Source organism: Intrasporangium zincisolvens (assembly GCF_034724055.1).
Classification (GTDB): Bacteria; Actinomycetota; Actinomycetes; order Actinomycetales; family Dermatophilaceae; genus Monashia; species Monashia zincisolvens.
The window spans coordinates 339,230-357,701 of sequence record NZ_JAWIIL010000002.1 but is presented as its reverse complement, the minus strand read 5'-3'; the positions used below and the strand labels follow the sequence as shown (position 1 = coordinate 357,701).

Here is an 18,472-nt window from a genome sequence, read left to right as displayed (position 1 = left end):
ACTCGAGGCCAAGGAAGACAGGAGGGCAGCGAACATGGTGGGGGGCTCCTTCAGGTGGTGATGTTCCGGATGCGTGCGCCATGGAGGGACGTTGCCGCGGTAGCACAAGAACACAGAGGTTTCCCTCTGCTTCATCGTGGCACCAGCCTGAAGGCGCACGGAAGTAGGACCGGTCGGTTGCGCCCGGATCTATACCAAGATTTTACGTTTGTGCGCGCAGACCCCCTGCGGATTCGGTACCGCGTCACGCGTGTGGGAGACTTGCTGCCCCATGCCCGATGAGGGCAGCACCCCAGAAGCATCCACGAGGAGACCCCGATGAGCAAGCGCGCCCGCAAGCGTCGCTCGCGCAAGGGCAACGCCGCCAACCACGGCCGCAAGCCCAACGCCTGAGCCAGAGACGTCGAAAGGCCCACCTCCCGGACGGGAGGCGGGCCTTTGTCGTTCCCGGGCGACCCCAGGGACCGGCGGCTGCGGGCTACTTACCCCGCTCGACGGTGATGACCGTCATCGAGATGCGCGACATGATCGTCGTGCGCAGCGAGTCGGGAGCCTCCTCGCGACTGCACGAACGCTTGATGAGCGCCTTGAGCGTCGTGTCGAGGTCGTACTCCTTGAGGCAGGGTCCGCACTCGTCGAGGTGCGCCTGGATCTTGGCGCAGTCCTCCGGACCGAGCTCGCCGTCGAGGTACTCGTAGACCCGCAGCAGCGCCTCGGAGCAGTCGGTGCGCCCGCTGTCCCCACCGGTGGTGTCGTGGTGGCTCATGACCCGGTTCCTTCCGTGCCCGGGCGGCCGCTCGAGGCCGCCCCGCTCGTCGCGCTGGAGGCGCCGGCCTGGGCGAAGCCCCGCCCGGCGGCGTACTCGGAGAGCAGCTCGCGCAGCTGGCGCCGCCCGCGGTGCAGACGGCTCATCACGGTGCCGATCGGCGTCTCCATGATCTCGGCGATCTCCTTGTAGGAGTAGCCCTCGACGTCGGCGAAGTACACCGCGAGGCGGAACTCCTCCGGGATCGCCTGCAGGGCCCGCTTGACGTCGCTGTCCGGCAGGTGGTCGAGCGCCTCGGCCTCGGCCGAGCGCAGCCCGGACGACGAGTGGGACTCGGCGCGGGCCAGCTGGTAGTCCTCGATGTCGGACGCGTCGGACTCGAGCGGCTGGCGCTGCTTCTTGCGGTAGCTGTTGATGTAGGTGTTGGTGAGGATGCGGTACATCCAGGCCTTGAGGTTCGTGCCCGGGCGGTACTGGTGGAAGGCCGCGTACGCCTTGGCGAAGGTCTCCTGGACGAGGTCCTCGGCATCGCTCGGGTTCCGCGTCGTGCGCAGCGCGGCGCTGTAGAGCTGGTCGAGCAGCGGCATCGCCTCGCGCTCGAAGCGGGCGCGGCGATCCTCGGAGGACTCGGCCTTGACGTCGACGGACGCGTCCGCCCGGGCCTGGGCCTCGGCGGCGGTCTCGGCGGCGGTCTCGGTCGCGGTGTCGCTCTCATGGGGCCCGGGGGCACCCGGGCCGGGCTCCACGAGGCCCAGTGGGGCCGTCGGGTCGGTCTGCTTGTCCTTTGCCATCGCCTCCCAGCCTAGTCGCGCCGGGCGGGTCGTCACGGCTGCGCCGGTGCGGCGGCCCTGCGCGGGCAGGCCGGACGGGCGCTCAGGGGCGACGCAGGGGCTGGGAACCATGCCCCGTGCAACGGTCACGCACCGGGGAGCATTCCCGCGATCCGCGTCAGCTCGGCGACGAGCCGGGCCCGCGACCCCCGGGGAAAGCTGTGCGCGCCGGGCACCTCGACGAGCGTGGCCCCCGGCGGCAGGTGCGGGCGCACCTCCTCCGGCGTGCCGAAGGTGTCGCGGGTGCCCTGCACGACCCACGTGGGGTCGGGGGCGAGGGCGAGCTCGTCGGCGCGGAGCCGGTCGGGACGGCCGGGCAGGTGCAGCGGGAAGCTGAGCAGCAGCCCGGCGTCGGCACCGAGCGCGGCGGCCGTGCGGCACGCGACCCGGGCCCCGGCGCTGCGGCCGCCGACGACGAGAGGACGCGGCAGGCGTCCGCGCCCGGACAGCAGCGCCTCGACCACGGGCACCCACGCCTCGTCGAGCGTCGGGGGCCGCCCCGCGACCTTCCGGCCGGCGACGAGCCACGGCTGCTCGACGAGCGCCACCGCCCGGCCCGAGGCCACCAGCACCTCGCGCGCCACCGTGAGGTCGAGCGCTCCGAGCCCGCCACCGGCGCCGTGCCCGAGGACGACCGTGGCACCCGCCCCGACCGGGCGCCACACGTGGACGCGGGCAGGGCCCTGCGGCGTCGCGACCTCACGGACGCGCGGCCGCACTCCCCCGACGGCCTCGTCGAGCGCTCCGGTCACGACCCGATCACCTCGCCCGTCATCGGGTCGAGGACCCCGACGAGCTCCTCGGCGGGGGCACGGTCGAGCAGGTGCGGCCCGTTGTTCGCCGTGGCCCCCACGCCGCGACCGATCGGGTAGGCCTCGAACCGGCCGGGGCTCGCGAACTCGAGCACGCCCTGCACGTAGTCGGGGTCCTTCTCCGCCGGGTCGAGCCAGCGCTCCCACTGGTCGGGCTCGAGGACGAGCGGCTGCCGGTCGTGAATGCGGTCCATGCCCGGGTCGGCGGCGGTCGTGATGACCGTGAACGTCGTGAGCCACGCGTCGGGGTCGCCGTCGGGCCGGTCGCGGTCGCGCCAGAACTCGTAGAGGCCGGCGAACCCGACCTTCTCGCCGTCGGCGCGGTGGATGAAGAAGGGCTGCTTGCGCGGCTTGCCCTTGGCGTCGACGGCGGTCGGCGAGACCTGCCACTCGTACCAGCCGTCGGCCGGCACGATGCACCGCCGCGACAGCGCAGCCTTGGCGAACGCCCCCTTGCCGAGCACCGACTCGGCCCGCGCGTTCGTCATCCGCAGGCCCATCTTGACGTCCTTGGCCCACGACGGCACCAGGCCCCAGGTCAGCAGGCGCAGCTGACGCGTCGGGGCGGCGTCCGCGTCGGATTCGCGGTCGGCGGGGCGCGGCGCCCGGGTCAGCACCACGGGCGCCTGCTTGGAGGGGGCCATGTTCCAGTCGGGCTCGCCGGCGGGCGGGCTCTGGGGGTTCTTGAGGATGCTGCGCGCCGGCTCGCCGCTGTGGTCCTCGTCGACGTCGAAGGCCTCGACGAGCTCGTCCGGCCGGGCGCTGGCGGCGTACCTCCCACACATGCGGCCCAGCCTAGGTCCACGGGGTGTCACCCGACCCGCGTCGGGACGCGCCTGCGCGCCGGCCACCGTGGGGGGTCCAGCGGTGGGGGTCCAGCGGTGGGGGTCCAGCGGTGGGCACCGGGCGTGCCGGCTCGGGTATGTCGCTACCGTAGGTCCCACTGGTCCACGATGGCCGAGGTCCGTCACGCACGGTCCGGCCGGAGGAGGAAGGTCATGATCGTCCGCCGTCTCGCTCGTCCCCTGCTCGCGTCCGTGTTCATCGCCGCGGGGGTCGACGCCCTGCGCAACCCGTCCGCGCGCACCGACCAGGCGGCGCACCTGCTCGAGAAGGTGCCGGACCAGGTGCCGGGCGCCGACAAGGTGGCCCGCGCGGCCAAGGACCCCGACCTCGTCGTCCGGGTCAACGGTGCCGCGCTGCTCGGCGGCGGCCTCCTGCTCGCCACCGGCCGCCTCCCCCGCCTCGCCTCCACCGTGCTCGCCGCCTCGATCGTGCCGACGACGGCCATCGAGCACGCGTTCTGGGAGGAGACCGACCCCGAGCGCAAGGCCGCGAGCCGCAGCCTCTTCCTCAAGAACGTCGGCCTGCTCGGCGGCCTGCTCCTCGCGGCCGTCGACACGGAGGGTCGCCCCGGCCTCGCCTGGCGCGCCCAGCACGCCACGAAGACCACCCGCCGCGAGGCGCGTCACGCCAAGGCGACCGCCGCGCGCGAGGCCCGCCTCCTCGCCCATCGAGCCCAGGACGTCGTGAGCTGACTTGAGTCCCGCTGATCCCCTCCCCGAAGAGCACCTGCAGTCCCACCCGCACGACCTGCACGACCCCCGCGGGGCGCAGCCGGCCCACCGCGGCCCGGCGACGGGCACCCTGGAGGCCGACCCCGACGGCGACTGGGAGGCGCCGTCGGCGCACGGCCCGCTCGACGCGACGGTCGTGCTGCCCGGCAGCAAGTCGCTGACGAACCGCTACCTCGTCCTCGCGGCCCTCGCGAGCGACCGCTCCCGCCTCCGGGCGCCGCTGCGCTCGCGCGACACGCTCCTCATGGCCGACGCGCTGCGCAGCCTCGGCGTCCGCATCGACGACGTCCCCACCGAGGGCGACGCCACGCCCGGCGCCGTCGACGACTGGCTCGTCACGCCACCCGAGACGTTGCGCGGCGGCGGTCGGGTCGACTGCGGCCTCGCCGGCACGGTCATGCGCTTCCTGCCCGCCGTCGCCGTGCTCGCCGACGGCCCGGTGCTCCTCGACGGCGACCCGCAGGCCCGGGTGCGCCCGATGGGCCCGGTCGTCGACGCCCTGCGCGCGCTCGGCGCCGACATCGACGACGCCGAGGGCCACCTGCCGATCACCGTGCACGGCCGCGGTGGCCTGGCGGGCGGCGACGTCACCATGGACGCCTCGATGTCCTCGCAGTTCGTCTCGAGCCTGCTGCTCGCGGGCGCGCGCTACGACGAGGGCGTCACCGTGCACCACGAGGGCAAGCCGGTGCCGAGCGAGCCGCACATCCTCATGACCGTCGAGACCCTCCGCGACGCGGGGGCGATCGTCGACGACAGCGAGCCCAACACGTGGCGCGTCGAGCCGTCGGAGATCAACGCGCTCGACGTGTCGGTCGAGCCCGACCTGTCCAACGCCGGGCCGTTCGTCGCGGCGGCGCTCGTCGCCGGTGGCACGGTCCGCGTGCCCGGCTGGCCGCAGCACACGACCCAGGCGGGCGACATGCTCCGCGAGATCCTCGACTCGATGGGCGCCGACGTCCGCCTCGACCGCACCGGCCTCACCGTGAGCGGCGGCGACGAGCTCGCCGGCCTCGACATCGACCTGCACGACGCCGCGGAGCTGACGCCGACCGTCGCCGCGCTCGCCGCCCTCGCCTCGAGCCCGACGTGGATCCGCGGCGTCGCCCACATTCGCGGCCACGAGACCGACCGCCTCGCCGCGCTGACGTCCGAGCTGGGCGCCCTGGGCAGCCGCGTCACCGAGACCGAGGACGGCCTGCGCATCGCCCCGGCGGCCCTGCACGGGGGGCGGTTCCGCACCTACCACGACCACCGCATGGCCACGGCCGGCGCCATCATCGGCCTGCGCGTGCCCGGCGTCCGCGTCGAGGACATCGGCACGACGCGCAAGACACTGCCGGACTTCGTCGGCCTCTGGCAGGGCATGCTCGCCGGCGCGGCCTCCGTGGTGCTGCCCCGATGAGCTGGCGGGACCTCGACGAGGGCGACGTCCGCGTCCGTCCCAGCCGCAAGGGCTCGAGGCCCCGCACCAAGGAGCGTCCGGCCCACGCCGACGCCGTCGTGGCGATGGTCATCGGCGTCGACCGGGGCCGCTACACGTGCCTCGTGCCCAAGGGCGCGCTCGGCAAGAAGGAGCCCGAGCGCGTCGTCACCGCGATGAAGGCCCGCGACATCGGCCGCACCCGCGTCGTCGTGGGCGACGACGTCGCCCTCGTCGGCGACCTGGCCGGCGGCCCCGACGCCCTGGCCCGCATCGTCCGCATCGAGGAGCGACGGTCGGTGCTGCGGCGCACCGCCGACGACACCGACCCGTACGAGCGCATCATCGTGGCCAACGCCGACCAGCTCGTCATCGTCACGGCCCTCGCCGACCCGGAGCCACGGCCCCGGATGGTCGACCGGTGCCTCGTCGCCGCCTACGACGCCGACCTTGAGCCGCTCCTCGCCCTGACCAAGGCCGACCTCGTCGACCCGGCGCCGTTCCTGGCCAACTACGCGCCACTCGAGGTCGAGCACGTCGTCACGGCGCGCACCGCCGACGGCTTCACCGGGCTCGAGGAGCTGCGCGAGCGGCTGTCCGGCCGCGTCTCGGTGCTCGTCGGGCACTCAGGCGTCGGCAAGAGCACGCTCGTCAACGGGCTCGTGCCCACGGCGATGCGCGCCACCGGCGACGTCAACGACACGACCGGCCGCGGGCGGCACACGTCGACCAACGCCGTGGCGCTGCGCCTGCCCGACGACGACGGCTGGGTCATCGACACCCCGGGTGTGCGCTCCTTCGGGCTCGCGCACATCGACCCGAACCGCATCATCGACCACTTCCCCGACCTCGCCGAGGGTACGGCCGAGTGCCCCCGCGGCTGCACGCACGACGAGGAGGAGTGCGCCCTCGACGCGTGGGTGGCCGGCGGGCACGCGGGCCCGGCAGGTCCGTCGCGGCTCACCTCCCTGCGCCGCCTGCTGTCGAGCCGTTCCGGCGACGAGCGCTGAGCCGCAGTCGTGTTCGCGCCACCGGCACGCCCGTGGGACATGCCGCGGCGACCCCGGCGCGGGCTTGCCCGTCGCACGACCCCACCGCAGGCTAGGTTGAGCCGGTGACCTCCTACGACGACGACCTCCGCCTGGCCCACGTGCTCGCCGACGCCGTCGAGCGCGTGACGCTGAGCCGTTTCCGTGCCGCCGACCTCGTCGTCGAGAGCAAGCCCGACCTCACCCCCGTCACCGACGCCGACCGCACCGCCGAGGAGCTCGTCCGCTCCCAGCTCAAGCGCACCCGCCCGCGCGACGCCGTGCAGGGCGAGGAGTTCGAGACCACGGGGCACGGACCGCGGCGCTGGATCATCGACCCCATCGACGGCACCAAGAACTTCGTCCGAGGCGTCCCGGTGTGGGCCACCCTGATCGGCCTCGTCGTCGACAACGAGCCGGTCCTCGGCATCGTGTCCGCCCCTGCCCTCGGCCGCCGCTGGTGGGCCGCGGTCGGCAGCGGGGCCTGGACCGGCCGCTCCCTGTCGTCGGCCAAGCGGATCGGCGTCTCGCAGGTGGGGCGCCTCGGCGACGCGTCGCTGTCCTACTCCTCCCTGTCCGGCTGGCGGGTCCGCGGCCGGCGCGACGACTTCCTCGACCTCATGGACGACTGCTGGCGCACGCGCGCCTACGGCGACTTCTGGTCCTACATGCTCGTCGCCGAGGGCGCCGTCGACATCGCCGCCGAGCCCGAGCTCGCCGTGCACGACATGGCTGCCCTCGTCGCGATCGTGCAGGAGGCCGGCGGCCGCTTCACCGGCCTCGACGGCCGCCCCGGCTGCTGGAGCGGCAACGCCGTGGCCACCAACGGGCTGCTCCACGACACGGTGCTGGAGCGCATCGGCATGCCGTCCGACCAGCACGCGGAGCGCGATGTCCAGCGCGGCGCGGGCCACGAGAACGCCTGAGCCATGGTCCTGCTCGTGCGCCAGGCGCTGCCCGCCGATGTTCCGGCGCTCGCCGACGTCGCGGCCGAGACCTTCGGGCTCGCGTGCCCTCCGAGCATGGCGCGCGAGCGGGTGGATGCCTTCATCGCCGACGTGCTCTCGCGCGAGCGGTTCGCCGAGTACCTCGCCGACCCCGCGCGTCACCTGCTCCTCGCCGAGGACGACGGTGCGGCGGTCGGGTACGCGATGCTCGTGGCCGGCGAGCCCGCCGACGACGACGTGCGGGCGGCGGTTCGGCACCGCCCGACCGTCGAGCTGAGCAAGATCTACGTGCTGCCCTCGTCTCACGGCGGCGGCACGGCGTCACGCCTCATGGCCGAGTCGATCGGCTGGGCCCGCTCCACCGGCGCCGCCGGCGTCTGGCTCGGCGTCAACCAGCAGAACGAGCGCGCCCAGCGCTTCTACGCCAAGAGCGGTTTCGAGCGCGTCGGCACCAAGCGGTTCCTCGTCGGCGGGCAGTACGAGGACGACTACGTCCTCGAGCAGCCGCTCGCCTGACGCCGGGCGAGCGGCGCCCTGCGCGCGGCTCCCTGCGAGCGGCTCAGTGGCCCCTCAGCGGGCTGCGTCGCGCACGACGGTGACCTCGCCCAGACCGAGCCCGCGGACCGCCTCGAGGTGCGCGTCGGCGTCGCCGACGAGGACGATCGTCCATCCCGCGCCGGGCCCCTCGCCGGTGATCCCCGCCCCGGCGGCGAAGCGCCGGAACGCGGCGTCGACGCGGGCGGCGTCGACGGTGGCGAGGTCGCGGAGGTTCTCGGTCGTGAAGGCCGTGGTGCGGCCGTCGAGCGCCATGCCGACGGCCTCGTCGGCGATGGTGTCGGCGGTGGCGTACCGCCCCGGCGCGGTCTTCGAGATGAAGTCGACGCCGGAGCGGATCTCCTTGTCGCTGAAGCCGGCCGAGCCGCCCCCGAGGATCTCGAGCAGCGTGCGGACGGCGTCCTCGGTGGAGTCGGAGCGCACCGACCCGGTCGTGAGGAACAGGCCGCCACGGCGTCGCGGACGGAAGCTGGACCGGATGCCGTACGTGTAGCCCTTCTCCTCGCGGAGCACGGCGTCGACGCGCGCGTTCGGCGACCCGCCGAGGACGAACCCGAGCACCGGGAACGGCGCCCAGCCGCCCTCGACCGACCGGTCGGGCCCGGGAGCCCCGACGACGAGCTCGGTCTGCACCGAACCGGGCCGCGGCACGAAGACGACTCGGGAGCGGTCCGCGGCCAGGGTGGCCCCGGTGTCGAGGTGCCGGCCCCGCTCGCGCGGGCCGTGCTGCCAGCCGCCGAGCGCGGCCTCGACGAGGGCGGGCACGTCGAGACCCTCGAGGTCGCCGGCGACGACCATGGTGACGCCGGCAGCGACGACGTGCTCGGCGTGGAACGCCACGACGTCGTCGCGGGTGATCGCCGAGACGCTCTCGCGGGTGCCACCGGTGGGGCGGGACGCGCGGTCGTCGGCGTCGTAGAAGGTGCGGACGAACTCGAGGATCGCCCGGTGAGCCGCGACCGACCGCTCCTGCTCGATCTCCGCGAGCCGGGTGCGCACCTGGCGCGCGACCTCGGACTGCGGGAAGACCGGCTCGGTGAGGATCTGGCGCAGCAGGTCGAGGGCCGGCGCGAGGTTGCCCTTGACGACGTCGAGGTCGACGGACAGACCGGCGTCGGACAGGCCCGCGCCGAACCCGACGCCCTTGCGCTCGAGCAGGCGCGCGAACTCGTCGGCGGTGTGCTGCTCGGTGCCCTCGTCGAGGGTACGGGCCATGATCGTCGCGACGCCCTCGCGGTCGCGCGGCTCGTCGCGCAGCGACACCGGCAGGCCGAGGCGGACCGACAGGACGTACTGGCCGGGCACGTCGTAGGTGACGAGGTGCAGGCCGTTGGGCAGGTCGTGCGTCACCGGGTCGGGGAACGCCCACGGCTGGGGCGGGTCGACGGCGGGACGCGCGACGCCACTGGTGGCGTCGGTCCCGGTGGCGTCGAGGCGCGTGACGTCGGGGGTCGAGGCGTCGGGGGTCGAGGCGCTCATGCCGCCTCCTCCCCCTCGTCGCCCGCAGTGGCCCCGGGTTCGGCGAGGTAGCGCACGACGGCGCGCGACTCCGGGGCGAGCCAGGCAGCCGTCACGGCACGTACCTCGTCCGGCGTCACCGCGCGTACGTGGTCGACGAACGCGTTGACGTACCCGGGGTCGCCGGTGAGCAGGGCGTGGTGGCTGATGTGGTCGGCGCGCTCCTCGATGCTGGCGAGGGCGCTGAGCCACGAGCGCTCGGTGTCGGCGACGACCGACTCCATCTCCTCGGCGTCGGGGCCGTGCTCGGCCAGCGCGGTGATCTCCTCGCAGAGGACCTCTTCGATCCGCTCGACGTCGGCCCCCTCGGCGACGTCGATGGTGAACGCGCCGAGCCCGACGCCGTCGACGAGCCCCATCGTCCAGCCCCCGACGGCCACGGCGGTCTCGTCGCGGCGCACGAGGCGGCGGATGAGCCGCGAGCTCGCGAGGCCACCGAGCACGTCGACGGCGACCTGGCACGCGTGGTACTCGGGCGTCGTGTCGACGGGCAGCCGGAAGGCGACGTAGAGGCGGTCGTTGGGCACGTCGCCCACGCGGTCGAGGCGTACCGGCGCCGCGAGGGGGGCCAGCTGCGGCAGCCGCGGCCGCTCGTGCAGGTCGATGGCGGGCAGGTGGCCGAAGTAGCGCTCCGCCGCGGCGAACCCGTCCTCCGGCGTGACGTCGCCGACGAGCGTCAGGACGGTGTTGTTCGGGCCGTAGTGGGCGCGGAAGAAGGCGTGGACGTCGTCGACGGTCGCGGCGTCGAGGTCCTCCATCGACCCGATCGTCGGGTGGTGGTACGGGTGGTCGGCCGGGAACGCCGTCGCGTAGATGTCGAAGAGGGCCGTGCCGTAGGGGACGTTGTCGTACCGCTGGCGCTTCTCCTCCTTGACGACGTCGCGCTGGTTGTCGAGGTTCTCCTGGTTGACGGCGTCGAGGAGGTAGCCGTGGCGGTCGGCCTCGAGCCAGAGGGCGAGGTCGAGGGCGCCGGTGGGGACGGTCTCGAAGTAGTTCGTGCGGTCGAACCACGTCGTCGCGTTGAGCCGCGCCCCCTCGTCCATGAGCGCCGAGAAGTGCTCGCCCGACGCGACGTTGCGGCTGCCCTGGAACATCAGGTGCTCGAAGAGGTGGGCGAAGCCCGTACGGCCGGGCGCCTCGTGGCGGGAACCGACGCCGACCCAGAGGTTGACGGCGACGTTGGGCACGGCGTGGTCCTCGCTGACGATGACGCGCAGGCCGTTGGCCAGCGTGCGCTCCGCGAGCGGGTAGGAGATCGACGTCACGCGCTCGACCCTATGCGACAACTTTTGCGAAGTCGTTATCGGTCCTGGATGCATCCGGGCACCACGGGCCGCTCCGACCCGCCATGATCTGCTGGCCGACCGCGCACGTCGCCGTCGGGGCCCGACGAGGCCACCACCAGGGGTCACGACCTTTCTCCATGAGGAGCGATTCACCATGCCCGAGCAGCCCACCTCCGACGCCACGGCGCCCGACGCGCCCGCGACGCCCGACGCGCCCGCAGCACCCGCCGCACCCGCCGCACCCGCCGCACCCGCCGCACCCGCCGCCACGCCGGACGGGACGCAGGCCGCCGCCCAGCCCGTCCCGCCGGCGCCGCAGGCGCCCGAGGCGCCGAAGGGCTCGGACTCGGGCTCGAAGCGCAAGAAGATCCTCTCGGCGCTCGGCACGGTCGTCGTCCTGCTCGCCGTGAAGTTCGGCCTGGGCTACATGCTCGCCGACGACCCGACGCACGGCGTCGCCGTCGGCCAGTGCGTCGCCGCGGACGGCTCGGACGACTTCAAGCGGGTCGACTGCGGCTCCGCCGACTCGCTCGGCAAGGTGACGTTCGTGGCCAAGGATGCCGAGACGTCCGAGAAGGCGGCGCTGGACCTGTGCGACCAGCACGGCGCCAACAGCGCGTACACGGCGGCAGACAGCACTGGCGGCACGGGCACGGTCGTCTGCGTCAGCGGCAAGTAACGAGCAGAACGGCCCCCCACGGGCTGCACGCTGGGCGCCTCGGCTTCCGAGGCGCCCAGCCGTCTCTGCGGCACCGGATGCCAAAACGTCTAGTTATGCTTTGGCGATTTAGCATGACTCGGAGTATGGTTACGTCATGGACGGCACCCCCATCGAGTCATCCGAGTCGCTCCTCGCGACGATCCGGGCCTCCGTCATCGGCGACGACCAGGTCATGGTCGGGCCCTACGGTCCGCGCCGCGTCACGTACGCCGACTACACGGCGTCCGGTCGCGCGCTGTCGTTCATCGAGGACTTCGTCCGCGACGAGGTGCTCCCCCGCTACGCCAACACCCACACCGAGAGCTCCGGCACCGGCCTGCAGACGACGCGGCTGCGCGAGGACGCCCGACGGACCATCCGCGACGCGGTCGGCGGCGACGACGAGACCGTCGTCGTCTTCGCCGGGTCCGGCTGCACCGGCGCCATCGACAAGCTGGTCGGCATCCTCGGCATTCGGGTGCCGTCCAACTTCGAGGACCGTTGGCACGCCAGCGATCTCGTGCCCGCCGACCAGCGCCCGGTCATCTTCATCGGCCCGTACGAGCACCACTCGAACGAGGTCATGTGGCGCGAGTGCGTCGCCGACGTCGTCGTCATCCCGCAGGACCTCGACGGCCACGTCGACCTAATGGTCCTGCGCGCCCGGCTCGAGCAGTACGCCGACCGGCCGCTGCGCATCGGCTCGTTCTCCGCGGCGAGCAACGTCACCGGCATCGTCACCGACACCGACGCCATCTCGACGCTCCTGCACGAGCACGGCGCCCTCGCCTTCTGGGACTTCGCCGCCGCCGGGCCCTACGTCGACATCGAGATGTACGGACGCGGTGGCCGTGGCGTCGCGGGCGAGCTCGCCCGCAAGGACGCCATCTTCCTGAGCCCGCACAAGTTCATCGGCGGGCCGGCCACGCCTGGCGTGCTCGTCGTGCGCCGCGAGCTGCTGACCAACCGCGTCCCCGACGTGCCGGGCGGCGGCACCGTCGCCTACGTCAACCCCACCGCGCACGACTACCTGGCCGACCCCGCCCACCGCGAGGAGGGCGGCACGCCGGCCATCGTCGAGTCGATCCGCGCCGGGCTCGTCTTCGCGCTCAAGGAGGCCGTCGGGGTCGAGACCATCCGGGCCCGTGAGGACGCCTTCCTGAGGCGCGCCGTCGAGGTCTGGACGCAGGAGCCCGCCATCCAGATCCTCGGCAACCTCGACGCCGAGCGCCTGTCGATCGTCTCGTTCGTCGTGCACGCCCCGGGCGGGCCGTACCTGCACCACAACTTCGTCGTCGCCGTGCTCAACGACCTCTTCGGCATCCAGTCGCGCGGCGGCTGCTCGTGCGCCGGCCCGTACGGCCACCACCTGCTCGGCATCGACCTCGAGCGCTCCCAGGAGTTCGAGCGCGAGATCGGGCGCGGCTGCGAGGGCATCAAGCCCGGCTGGGTGCGCATCAACTTCAACTACTTCATCTCCGACGCCGTGGCCGACTACGTCATCGAGGCGGTCCGGCTCGTGGCCCGCGACGGCTGGCGCCTCCTCGGCGACTACTCCTTCGAGCCCGCGACGGGGCTCTGGCGCCACCGCAACGGCCCGGTCGAGCCGCCGCTGCGCCTGCGCGACGTCTCCTTCGGGCCCGAGGGCCTGCGCTACCCGCGGCACGCGGACCGGCTCGGCGAGGAGGCCCTCGAGCAGCACCTCGCCGACGCACGACGCGTCCTGGCCGAGGCGCAGCCGGTGACGTGCGACGCCGGCAGCGTCGACGTCGACTTCGACCACCTGCGCTGGTTCGAGCTGCCCGCGACGAGCCTGGTCACGAGCCGAACCTGAGGCCCGTCCCAGGGCCCTCGGCCGCACGACGCGTCAGGGGGCCATCGCCGACCACGCCGTGTAGTCGTGGACGGCGATCCCGGCGTACGCCGCGTAGGCGCCGGCCCCGGCGTCGACGAGCGCCAGCTGCGACTCCATCCGGGTCAGCGTCTGGCCGTAGAACGTCTGCTTGACCGAGACCGGGTCGGTGCCGAGGAACATCGTCTCCTGGCCGACGCGCACCGGCGTGCCGAGGGAGGCGCCGACCGCGAGCTCGGTGGCGGCGAGGGCGATCGTCCCGTCGGTGCCGGTCGCGGTGTTGCGGTAGGCCATGACCGTGACGCCGGCGACCCGGCGCATCACCTCCCGGTCGAGGGTCGAGCGCTTGCCGGCGGTGACGCCGTCGAACCAGAACGGGATGTCGGCCTCGACGGGTCGGGGGCTGGCAGCGGCCACGAGGGTGTCGAGGAGCGTCAGGTAGCGCGACACCGTCGTGCCCTGCTTCTTCGTCCAGGCCGAGGTCGTCCACGGCTCGACGTCGACGTGCACGCCGGAGAACAGGCCGGTCGCGAGGGTGGGGCGCAGCCAGTGGTCGAGCGCCCACGTCGGCTGGTCGACCCAGCCCGGGTCTCCGCCGAGGGCGTCGACCCGCAGCCCGCTCGCCGTTGCTGCGGCGACGAGCGCACGGACGGCGGGCAGCTGGGACGAGGTCGCGAGATCGGCGGGCACGGCCACGAAGAGGGTCCCGACGCCGCGCTGCGTGGCGACGGACACGACAGCCTGCGGGTCCTGCCACTGCCAGACGTACATGGCTCGGGGTGGCGCGGTGGCGGCTGCGGCCGGTCCGGCCGGGAGCGCCACAGCGAGGAGCGCGCCGGCGAGCGTGGTCGCGACGAGCGTCATGACGGCCGTGGCCCGGTTCCACCGGTTCGCGTGGCGCGCGCGTCGACCCCCTGTCGCACGTCGTGCGGATGCGTTTGGGTGCATCGACCACCTCCGAGGGGCGCCGGGTGAACCGGACGGACGGTCCCGAGGCGAGCACTGTGGCAGAGGACGAGCCGGCACGCCGGCGGATCGCCGATTTCTTGCGGAACCGGCATCGCGGGTGCTCGGGCGTCAGAGCCCGGCCGCAGGCGTCCCGTCCGGCGTCGCGTCCGGCGGGGCGTCCGGCGGGGCGTCAGGCGGGGCGTCAGCGCCGGGCGTCGCCGTGGGCGGCGGCGGCCGCCGCCTCGCGCGCGGCCCGCTCGCGACGCAGCCGCTCCTTGGGGTCGTTGCTCTCGCCGAGCTGCGCCGGGCCGAAGATCGACAGCCCGAGCATCCGCAGGGCGTAGCCGACGCGGTAGGCGAGCGACAGGCGCCCGGTGCGGGAGGATCGCGGCATGGAGGACCACCTCGGGAAGATCGTTAGTGCACTGATGATTAGTGCACATACTATCCTGTCGGGAGAGCCACGAGGACAGGAGACGCCGTGACGGCACCAGAGCACGACGCCACCCGGGCGGAGCACGCCGGAGGCACCGGGGCGGCAGGGGCAGCCGACACGCACTCCCCCGACGACCTGCTCCGCCTGGACCAGCAGGTGTGCTTCGCCCTCGCGGTCGCGGCCCGCAACGTCATCGGCCTCTACCGGCCGGTGCTGGAGCCGCTCGGGCTGACCCACCCGCAGTACCTCGTCATGCTGGCGCTGTGGGAGCGGGCTCCCTTGACAGCCAAGGAGATCGGCGACCTGCTCAGCCTCGAGCCGGCGACCGTGTCACCGCTCGTGCGTCGCCTCGAGGGCGCCGGGCTCGTGCGCCGCGACCCGCACCCCACCGACGACCGAGCCCTCCACGTCACCCTGACGCCGGCCGGTCGCGACCTGCGCGAGCAGGCCCTCGGCGTCCCGCCGCAGGTCATCGCCCGGCTCGGCATGGAGGTGTCGCAGCTGCAGGAGCTGCACCGCTCGCTCACGACGGTCATCGCCGCGTCGCGCGCCGCCCAGGACTGAGCGGGCGCCCTCTCCCGAGCGCTGCACGCCGGACGGTGCACGCCCGTGCGCGCCTTCGCCAGGCGCGTGGCCGACGGACATCGGGCGAGCGTCGCCGGGACATGACGAAGGCCCGGACCAGATGGTCCGGGCCTTCGTCTCGCCTGACGCGATTGGTAGCGGGGGCAGGATTTGAACCTGCGACCTCCGGGTTATGAGCCCGGCGAGCTACCGAGCTGCTCCACCCCGCGTCGGTATGTCTTAACCCTAGACGACTCCCCCGGGAAAGACCAAATCGGCCCTGCGGGCCCCCGTCCGTCACCGCTGCACGGGCCGCGCGGATGCCGTCACCCGGGGGACGCTGACCGGGGCAGCACCCGAATCGGATGCTGCCCCAGTGCGTTTCGATCCGTGTCGATCAGGGCGTCAGGTCACTCGTTCTCCGCCGGCGGCAGGTCGGCGCCCGGCACCTGCGACGGCGCGAGCACCGACGAGTCGCCCGGGTACGGCGTCTTCCACCCGTGCGCCTGGTACCAGGTGAAGCGGTTCATCTGCTCCGGGTTGGCGAAGTCGGCGACCGCACCGTTGCCGGCCAGCTTCTTCGACTGACGCCAGGCGTCCCACGCCGCGGCCACGTGCTTCTGTGCGGCCGGGACGGCGGTCTCCGCGGCCACCTGGGCGTTGACCGCATCGGCTGCGGCACCCGTGCGGCCCAGGGTGTCGACGCCGCACGTCGGCGCCGTCGCGACGCCCTCGGTGAGCGGCACCTGGTTGGGCACCGCGTCGAACGGCGTGTAGTCCGGCGTCGACCGGAAGGCGTCGAACATCGGCGAGGCCGCGGCGACCTTCTGGTTGAGCGGCTGGGCCCCGAGGATCTGCGAGATGGTGCGGATCATCGAGATCTGCGAGTAGTACGTGCTGATGACCTTGCCGTGCGCCGCGTACGGGCTGATGACCTGGATCGGGGCGCGGTGGCCGTCGACGTGGTCGGCGCCGTTCTGGCTGTCGTCCTCGACGACGAAGATCGCCGAGTCCTTCCAGTAGCGGCTGTGCGAGATCTCGTCGACGACCCGACCGACCGCGAGGTCACCGTCGGCGACCTGCGCCCTGGCGTCGGGCGCACCACCCGTGTGGTCGCTCGAGAGCCACATCATGTTGAGGTTCGCCGGGCCCTTCTTCTCGAACTCCTGCTTCCAGATCTGGAACCGGTAGATGTCGGGGATGTTCGTGTCGAACATCGGCGAGTCGTGGTTCGAGATCGCGTTGAGCGACGGGATCGGCGACTGGACGTCGAGCCGCAGCGACGGGTCGACGAGCTGCGCGGGGTCGCCACCACCGTCGACGCTCCTGGTGGCGCAGTAGTACTTCTGCCACGTCGCGCCCGCGGGCTTGTTCTCCCACATCATGAACTCACCGAAGTTGCGGGCGGTCCGGCCCGCCGCCGTGGCCGCCGTCCAGAGGAACCCGGAGCGCTGGTGGCCGAGCACGTCGTCCTCGGTGTCGTAGCTGCGCGTGTACTCGCCGGCGCTGGACTCCGTGTACTCCGGGTTGTCGCCCTGCATGAGCCAGTTGTGGCCCTCGGCCGAGTTGGTGCCGACGTCGTAGGTGTTGTCGTAGAGGCCGAACTGCTTGGCGAGGGCGTGCTGGTTCGGGGTGACGGTCGCGCCGAACTGCGCGAGCGAGGCGTCGCCGTTGCCGCGGGTGTCGTCGCCGTACACCTGGTCGTAGGTCCGGTTCTCCTTGACGAGGACGAACACGTGCTTGATCGTCGACGGGTCGCCGATGCGCTTCGGCACGGGCACGGCCTTCTGCTTGTCGCCCGTGGCCTGCTTGACGTCGGTGTCACCGGGGCCCCAGCCGTTCTGGGCGAACACGGCCCCGGTGGCGCGGGCGATCGCGTCGTCGCCCGGCAGCGTGAAGCGGGTCAGCGACGCCGTGGTGCCGTGCGTCCCGTGGCCGGTGGCCGGGTCGGTGCCGGGGCCCTGCTTGAAGGTGATGAGCGGGCCACGCGCGTCGATCCCCCGCGTGTTCGTCACGACGACCTGCCCACCGACGCCCGCGACCGCCGAGGGGTAGTAGTCGGTCGGCAGCAGGCCGATGAAGTTGACCGGCTCCTGCGGGTCGCCGTGGTAGCGGTACACGGCCACGGCGTTGGCGCGCCCGAGCGTCACGAGCAGGCGCCCGTCAGGCGTCAGCGTGACGCCGTTCGGCTGGTAGCCGACCTCCGAGCCCTTCCACGGCTGCGTGCTGATGGTCTGCACGACCTTGTCGCTGTCGGTGTTCACGACCGAGACCGTGTCGTCGGAGGTGTTGGTGACGAACAGCGCCTTGCCGGACGCGTACATCGCGGTCGGGTGCAGCCCCACCGGGATCGAACGGACCTGTGCCTCAGGGGCGCTCGTGTCGATGACGCTGAGCGTGCCGGTCGTGGAGGTGCCGAGGTTGCCGTCGGCCGGCACCTGGGTGCCGTAGGAGTTGATGGTCGTCTCCCCCGGCTCGGCGAAACGGCCACCCTCGTTGCTGACGTAGAGCTTGTCGCCGACGAACGTGAGGTGGCGAGGGGCGATGCCGGTGGCCCAGCTTCGCGTGACGGTGCCGGCGACCGGGTCGATGAGCACGACGCGGTTCTGCCCGTTGACGGCGGCGTAGAGCCGCGAGCCGTCGGGCGAGAAGACGGCCTTGCCGGTGAGCGCCTGGGCGCCGCCCACGGCGGGGATGGCGACCTTCGTACCGGCCCCGAGCGTGCCGTCGGCGTTCACCGGGTAGCGGGTCAGGCCGGTGGCCTGCGGCACCCAGAGGAACTTCCCGTCCGGGGAGTAGGTCGGGCCCTCCTGTCCCACGCTGTTGTCGGACACCTTCTGGTTGGCCGTCGCGGCGCTGCCGACGGTCCAGATGAGCTTGTAGGTGCGCAGGTCGAAGACCTGCACCGAGATCGAGCGGTCGTTGCTCGTGGCGGCGAGGTAGCGGCCGTCGGCGCTGACCGTCGAGCCCATGAACTTGCCGAGCTGGGTGACGAGGCGCTCGCCGTACGGCTTGACGACCTGGTTGGACGAGATCTGCAGCCCGGCGGCGTACTCGGTGCCGACCTGCTGGTCGCCGAACCCGACCGTGCTCGCGTAGGCCTCGACGGCGGTGCCGGCCACGACGAGGGCGGCAGTGGAGGCGAGGACGATCCGGGCCCGACGGCCTCGGGCGAAGGCGGCGCCGCGCTGGGCGTGCTCGCGTCTGTGTCTGGTGACGTGCATGGGTGG

18 protein-coding genes and 1 tRNA gene are annotated in these 18,472 nt (G+C 73.1%); 9 read left to right on the top strand and 10 right to left on the bottom strand.

Annotation, left to right across the window (positions count from 1 at the left end; genetic code table 11):
• Positions 1 to 318: 318 nt before the first annotated feature.
• A complete protein-coding gene (locus RY076_RS23635) occupies positions 319 to 393 on the top strand; it encodes a 50S ribosomal protein bL37 (protein WP_369791897.1) in 75 nt (24 codons plus the stop codon).
• A gap of 85 nt (positions 394 to 478) precedes the next feature.
• On the opposite strand, the gene rsrA is transcribed toward RY076_RS23635, so the two are convergent.
• The 4 genes from rsrA to RY076_RS05970 all read right to left on the bottom strand — a co-directional run bounded on the left by rsrA (position 479) and on the right by RY076_RS05970 (position 3,193).
• Positions 479 to 766, bottom strand: coding sequence for a mycothiol system anti-sigma-R factor (gene rsrA, locus RY076_RS05985; RefSeq protein ID WP_323096677.1), 288 nt, complete (start codon positions 764 to 766; stop codon positions 479 to 481).
• Complete coding sequence (locus RY076_RS05980) at positions 763 to 1,557, bottom strand: sigma-70 family RNA polymerase sigma factor (RefSeq protein ID WP_323096676.1); 795 nt, start codon at positions 1,555 to 1,557, stop codon at positions 763 to 765. The genes rsrA and RY076_RS05980 overlap by 4 nt, the downstream gene beginning before the upstream one ends.
• Positions 1,558 to 1,682: 125 nt before the next feature.
• The gene (locus RY076_RS05975) at positions 1,683 to 2,348 is read right to left on the bottom strand and encodes an alpha/beta hydrolase family protein (protein ID WP_323096675.1); all 666 of its coding nucleotides are present in this window, start codon (positions 2,346 to 2,348) and stop codon (positions 1,683 to 1,685) included.
• On the bottom strand, positions 2,345 to 3,193 hold the full coding sequence (locus RY076_RS05970) for an SOS response-associated peptidase (protein WP_323096674.1): 849 nt from the start codon (positions 3,191 to 3,193) through the stop codon (positions 2,345 to 2,347). Before RY076_RS05970 ends, RY076_RS05975 begins: the two co-directional genes overlap by 4 nt.
• 213 nt (positions 3,194 to 3,406) lie before the next feature.
• Between RY076_RS05970 and RY076_RS05965 the strand changes: the two genes are divergently transcribed.
• The 5 genes from RY076_RS05965 (at position 3,407) to RY076_RS05945 (ending at position 7,899) form a co-directional block, all read left to right on the top strand.
• Entirely contained in the window at positions 3,407 to 3,946 is a 540-nt protein-coding gene (locus tag RY076_RS05965) for a DoxX family membrane protein (protein WP_323096673.1), read from the top strand.
• A gap of 109 nt (positions 3,947 to 4,055) precedes the next feature.
• Positions 4,056 to 5,390, top strand: coding sequence for a 3-phosphoshikimate 1-carboxyvinyltransferase (gene aroA / locus RY076_RS05960; protein WP_323097188.1), 1,335 nt, complete (start codon positions 4,056 to 4,058; stop codon positions 5,388 to 5,390).
• The gene (gene rsgA, locus RY076_RS05955) at positions 5,387 to 6,418 is read left to right on the top strand and encodes a ribosome small subunit-dependent GTPase A (RefSeq protein ID WP_323096672.1); all 1,032 of its coding nucleotides are present in this window, start codon (positions 5,387 to 5,389) and stop codon (positions 6,416 to 6,418) included. Before aroA ends, rsgA begins: the two co-directional genes overlap by 4 nt.
• A 104-nt stretch (positions 6,419 to 6,522) precedes the next feature.
• On the top strand, positions 6,523 to 7,362 hold the full coding sequence (gene hisN, locus RY076_RS05950) for a histidinol-phosphatase (protein WP_323096671.1): 840 nt from the start codon (positions 6,523 to 6,525) through the stop codon (positions 7,360 to 7,362).
• A 3-nt stretch (positions 7,363 to 7,365) separates the two neighbouring features.
• Entirely contained in the window at positions 7,366 to 7,899 is a 534-nt protein-coding gene (locus RY076_RS05945; protein WP_323096670.1) for a GNAT family N-acetyltransferase, read from the top strand.
• 54 nt (positions 7,900 to 7,953) lie between these two features.
• Here RY076_RS05945 and RY076_RS05940 read toward each other — a convergent pair whose 3' ends face one another.
• Positions 7,954 to 9,417, bottom strand: coding sequence for a M16 family metallopeptidase (locus tag RY076_RS05940; protein ID WP_323096669.1), 1,464 nt, complete (start codon positions 9,415 to 9,417; stop codon positions 7,954 to 7,956).
• Positions 9,414 to 10,721: a M16 family metallopeptidase gene (locus tag RY076_RS05935; RefSeq protein WP_323096668.1), complete on the bottom strand. Its 1,308-nt coding sequence runs from the start codon at positions 10,719 to 10,721 to the stop codon at positions 9,414 to 9,416. The genes RY076_RS05940 and RY076_RS05935 overlap by 4 nt, the downstream gene beginning before the upstream one ends.
• Before the next feature lie 175 nt (positions 10,722 to 10,896).
• On the opposite strand from RY076_RS05935, the gene RY076_RS05930 reads away from it, so the two are divergent.
• Positions 10,897 to 11,421, top strand: coding sequence for a hypothetical protein (locus RY076_RS05930; protein WP_323096667.1), 525 nt, complete (start codon positions 10,897 to 10,899; stop codon positions 11,419 to 11,421).
• A 136-nt stretch (positions 11,422 to 11,557) separates the two neighbouring features.
• A complete protein-coding gene (locus tag RY076_RS05925) occupies positions 11,558 to 13,276 on the top strand; it encodes an aminotransferase class V-fold PLP-dependent enzyme (protein ID WP_323096666.1) in 1,719 nt (572 codons plus the stop codon).
• Positions 13,277 to 13,309: 33 nt separating this feature from the next.
• On the opposite strand, the gene RY076_RS05920 is transcribed toward RY076_RS05925, so the two are convergent.
• Both RY076_RS05920 and RY076_RS05915 read right to left on the bottom strand, forming a co-directional pair.
• Positions 13,310 to 14,158: a hypothetical protein gene (locus RY076_RS05920; RefSeq protein ID WP_323096665.1), complete on the bottom strand. Its 849-nt coding sequence runs from the start codon at positions 14,156 to 14,158 to the stop codon at positions 13,310 to 13,312.
• Positions 14,159 to 14,444: 286 nt separating this feature from the next.
• Positions 14,445 to 14,636, bottom strand: coding sequence for a hypothetical protein (locus RY076_RS05915; protein ID WP_323096664.1), 192 nt, complete (start codon positions 14,634 to 14,636; stop codon positions 14,445 to 14,447).
• Between the two features lie 177 nt (positions 14,637 to 14,813).
• On the opposite strand from RY076_RS05915, the gene RY076_RS05910 reads away from it, so the two are divergent.
• A complete protein-coding gene (locus RY076_RS05910; protein ID WP_323097187.1) occupies positions 14,814 to 15,242 on the top strand; it encodes a MarR family winged helix-turn-helix transcriptional regulator in 429 nt (142 codons plus the stop codon).
• 153 nt (positions 15,243 to 15,395) lie between these two features.
• Here the strand turns inward: RY076_RS05910 and RY076_RS05905 are convergent.
• A tRNA-Met gene (locus tag RY076_RS05905) sits at positions 15,396 to 15,472 on the bottom strand.
• A gap of 180 nt (positions 15,473 to 15,652) precedes the next feature.
• Positions 15,653 to 18,466, bottom strand: coding sequence for an alkaline phosphatase family protein (locus tag RY076_RS05900; RefSeq protein WP_323096663.1), 2,814 nt, complete (start codon positions 18,464 to 18,466; stop codon positions 15,653 to 15,655).
• Positions 18,467 to 18,472 lie beyond the last annotated feature (6 nt).

Coding starts and splice junctions, on each gene's coding strand:
- rsrA (WP_323096677.1), bottom strand. CDS start 766: ATGAGCCACCACGACACCACCGGTGGGGACAGCGGGCGCACCGACTGC.
- RY076_RS05980 (WP_323096676.1), bottom strand. CDS start 1,557: ATGGCAAAGGACAAGCAGACCGACCCGACGGCCCCACTGGGCCTCGTG.
- RY076_RS05970 (WP_323096674.1), bottom strand. CDS start 3,193: ATGTGTGGGAGGTACGCCGCCAGCGCCCGGCCGGACGAGCTCGTCGAG.
- RY076_RS05965 (WP_323096673.1), top strand. CDS start 3,407: ATGATCGTCCGCCGTCTCGCTCGTCCCCTGCTCGCGTCCGTGTTCATC.
- rsgA (WP_323096672.1), top strand. CDS start 5,387: ATGAGCTGGCGGGACCTCGACGAGGGCGACGTCCGCGTCCGTCCCAGC.
- RY076_RS05945 (WP_323096670.1), top strand. CDS start 7,366: ATGGTCCTGCTCGTGCGCCAGGCGCTGCCCGCCGATGTTCCGGCGCTC.
- RY076_RS05940 (WP_323096669.1), bottom strand. CDS start 9,417: ATGAGCGCCTCGACCCCCGACGCCTCGACCCCCGACGTCACGCGCCTC.
- RY076_RS05930 (WP_323096667.1), top strand. CDS start 10,897: ATGCCCGAGCAGCCCACCTCCGACGCCACGGCGCCCGACGCGCCCGCG.
- RY076_RS05925 (WP_323096666.1), top strand. CDS start 11,558: ATGGACGGCACCCCCATCGAGTCATCCGAGTCGCTCCTCGCGACGATC.
- RY076_RS05920 (WP_323096665.1), bottom strand. CDS start 14,158: ATGACGCTCGTCGCGACCACGCTCGCCGGCGCGCTCCTCGCTGTGGCG.
- RY076_RS05915 (WP_323096664.1), bottom strand. CDS start 14,636: ATGCCGCGATCCTCCCGCACCGGGCGCCTGTCGCTCGCCTACCGCGTC.
- RY076_RS05900 (WP_323096663.1), bottom strand. CDS start 18,466: ATGCACGTCACCAGACACAGACGCGAGCACGCCCAGCGCGGCGCCGCC.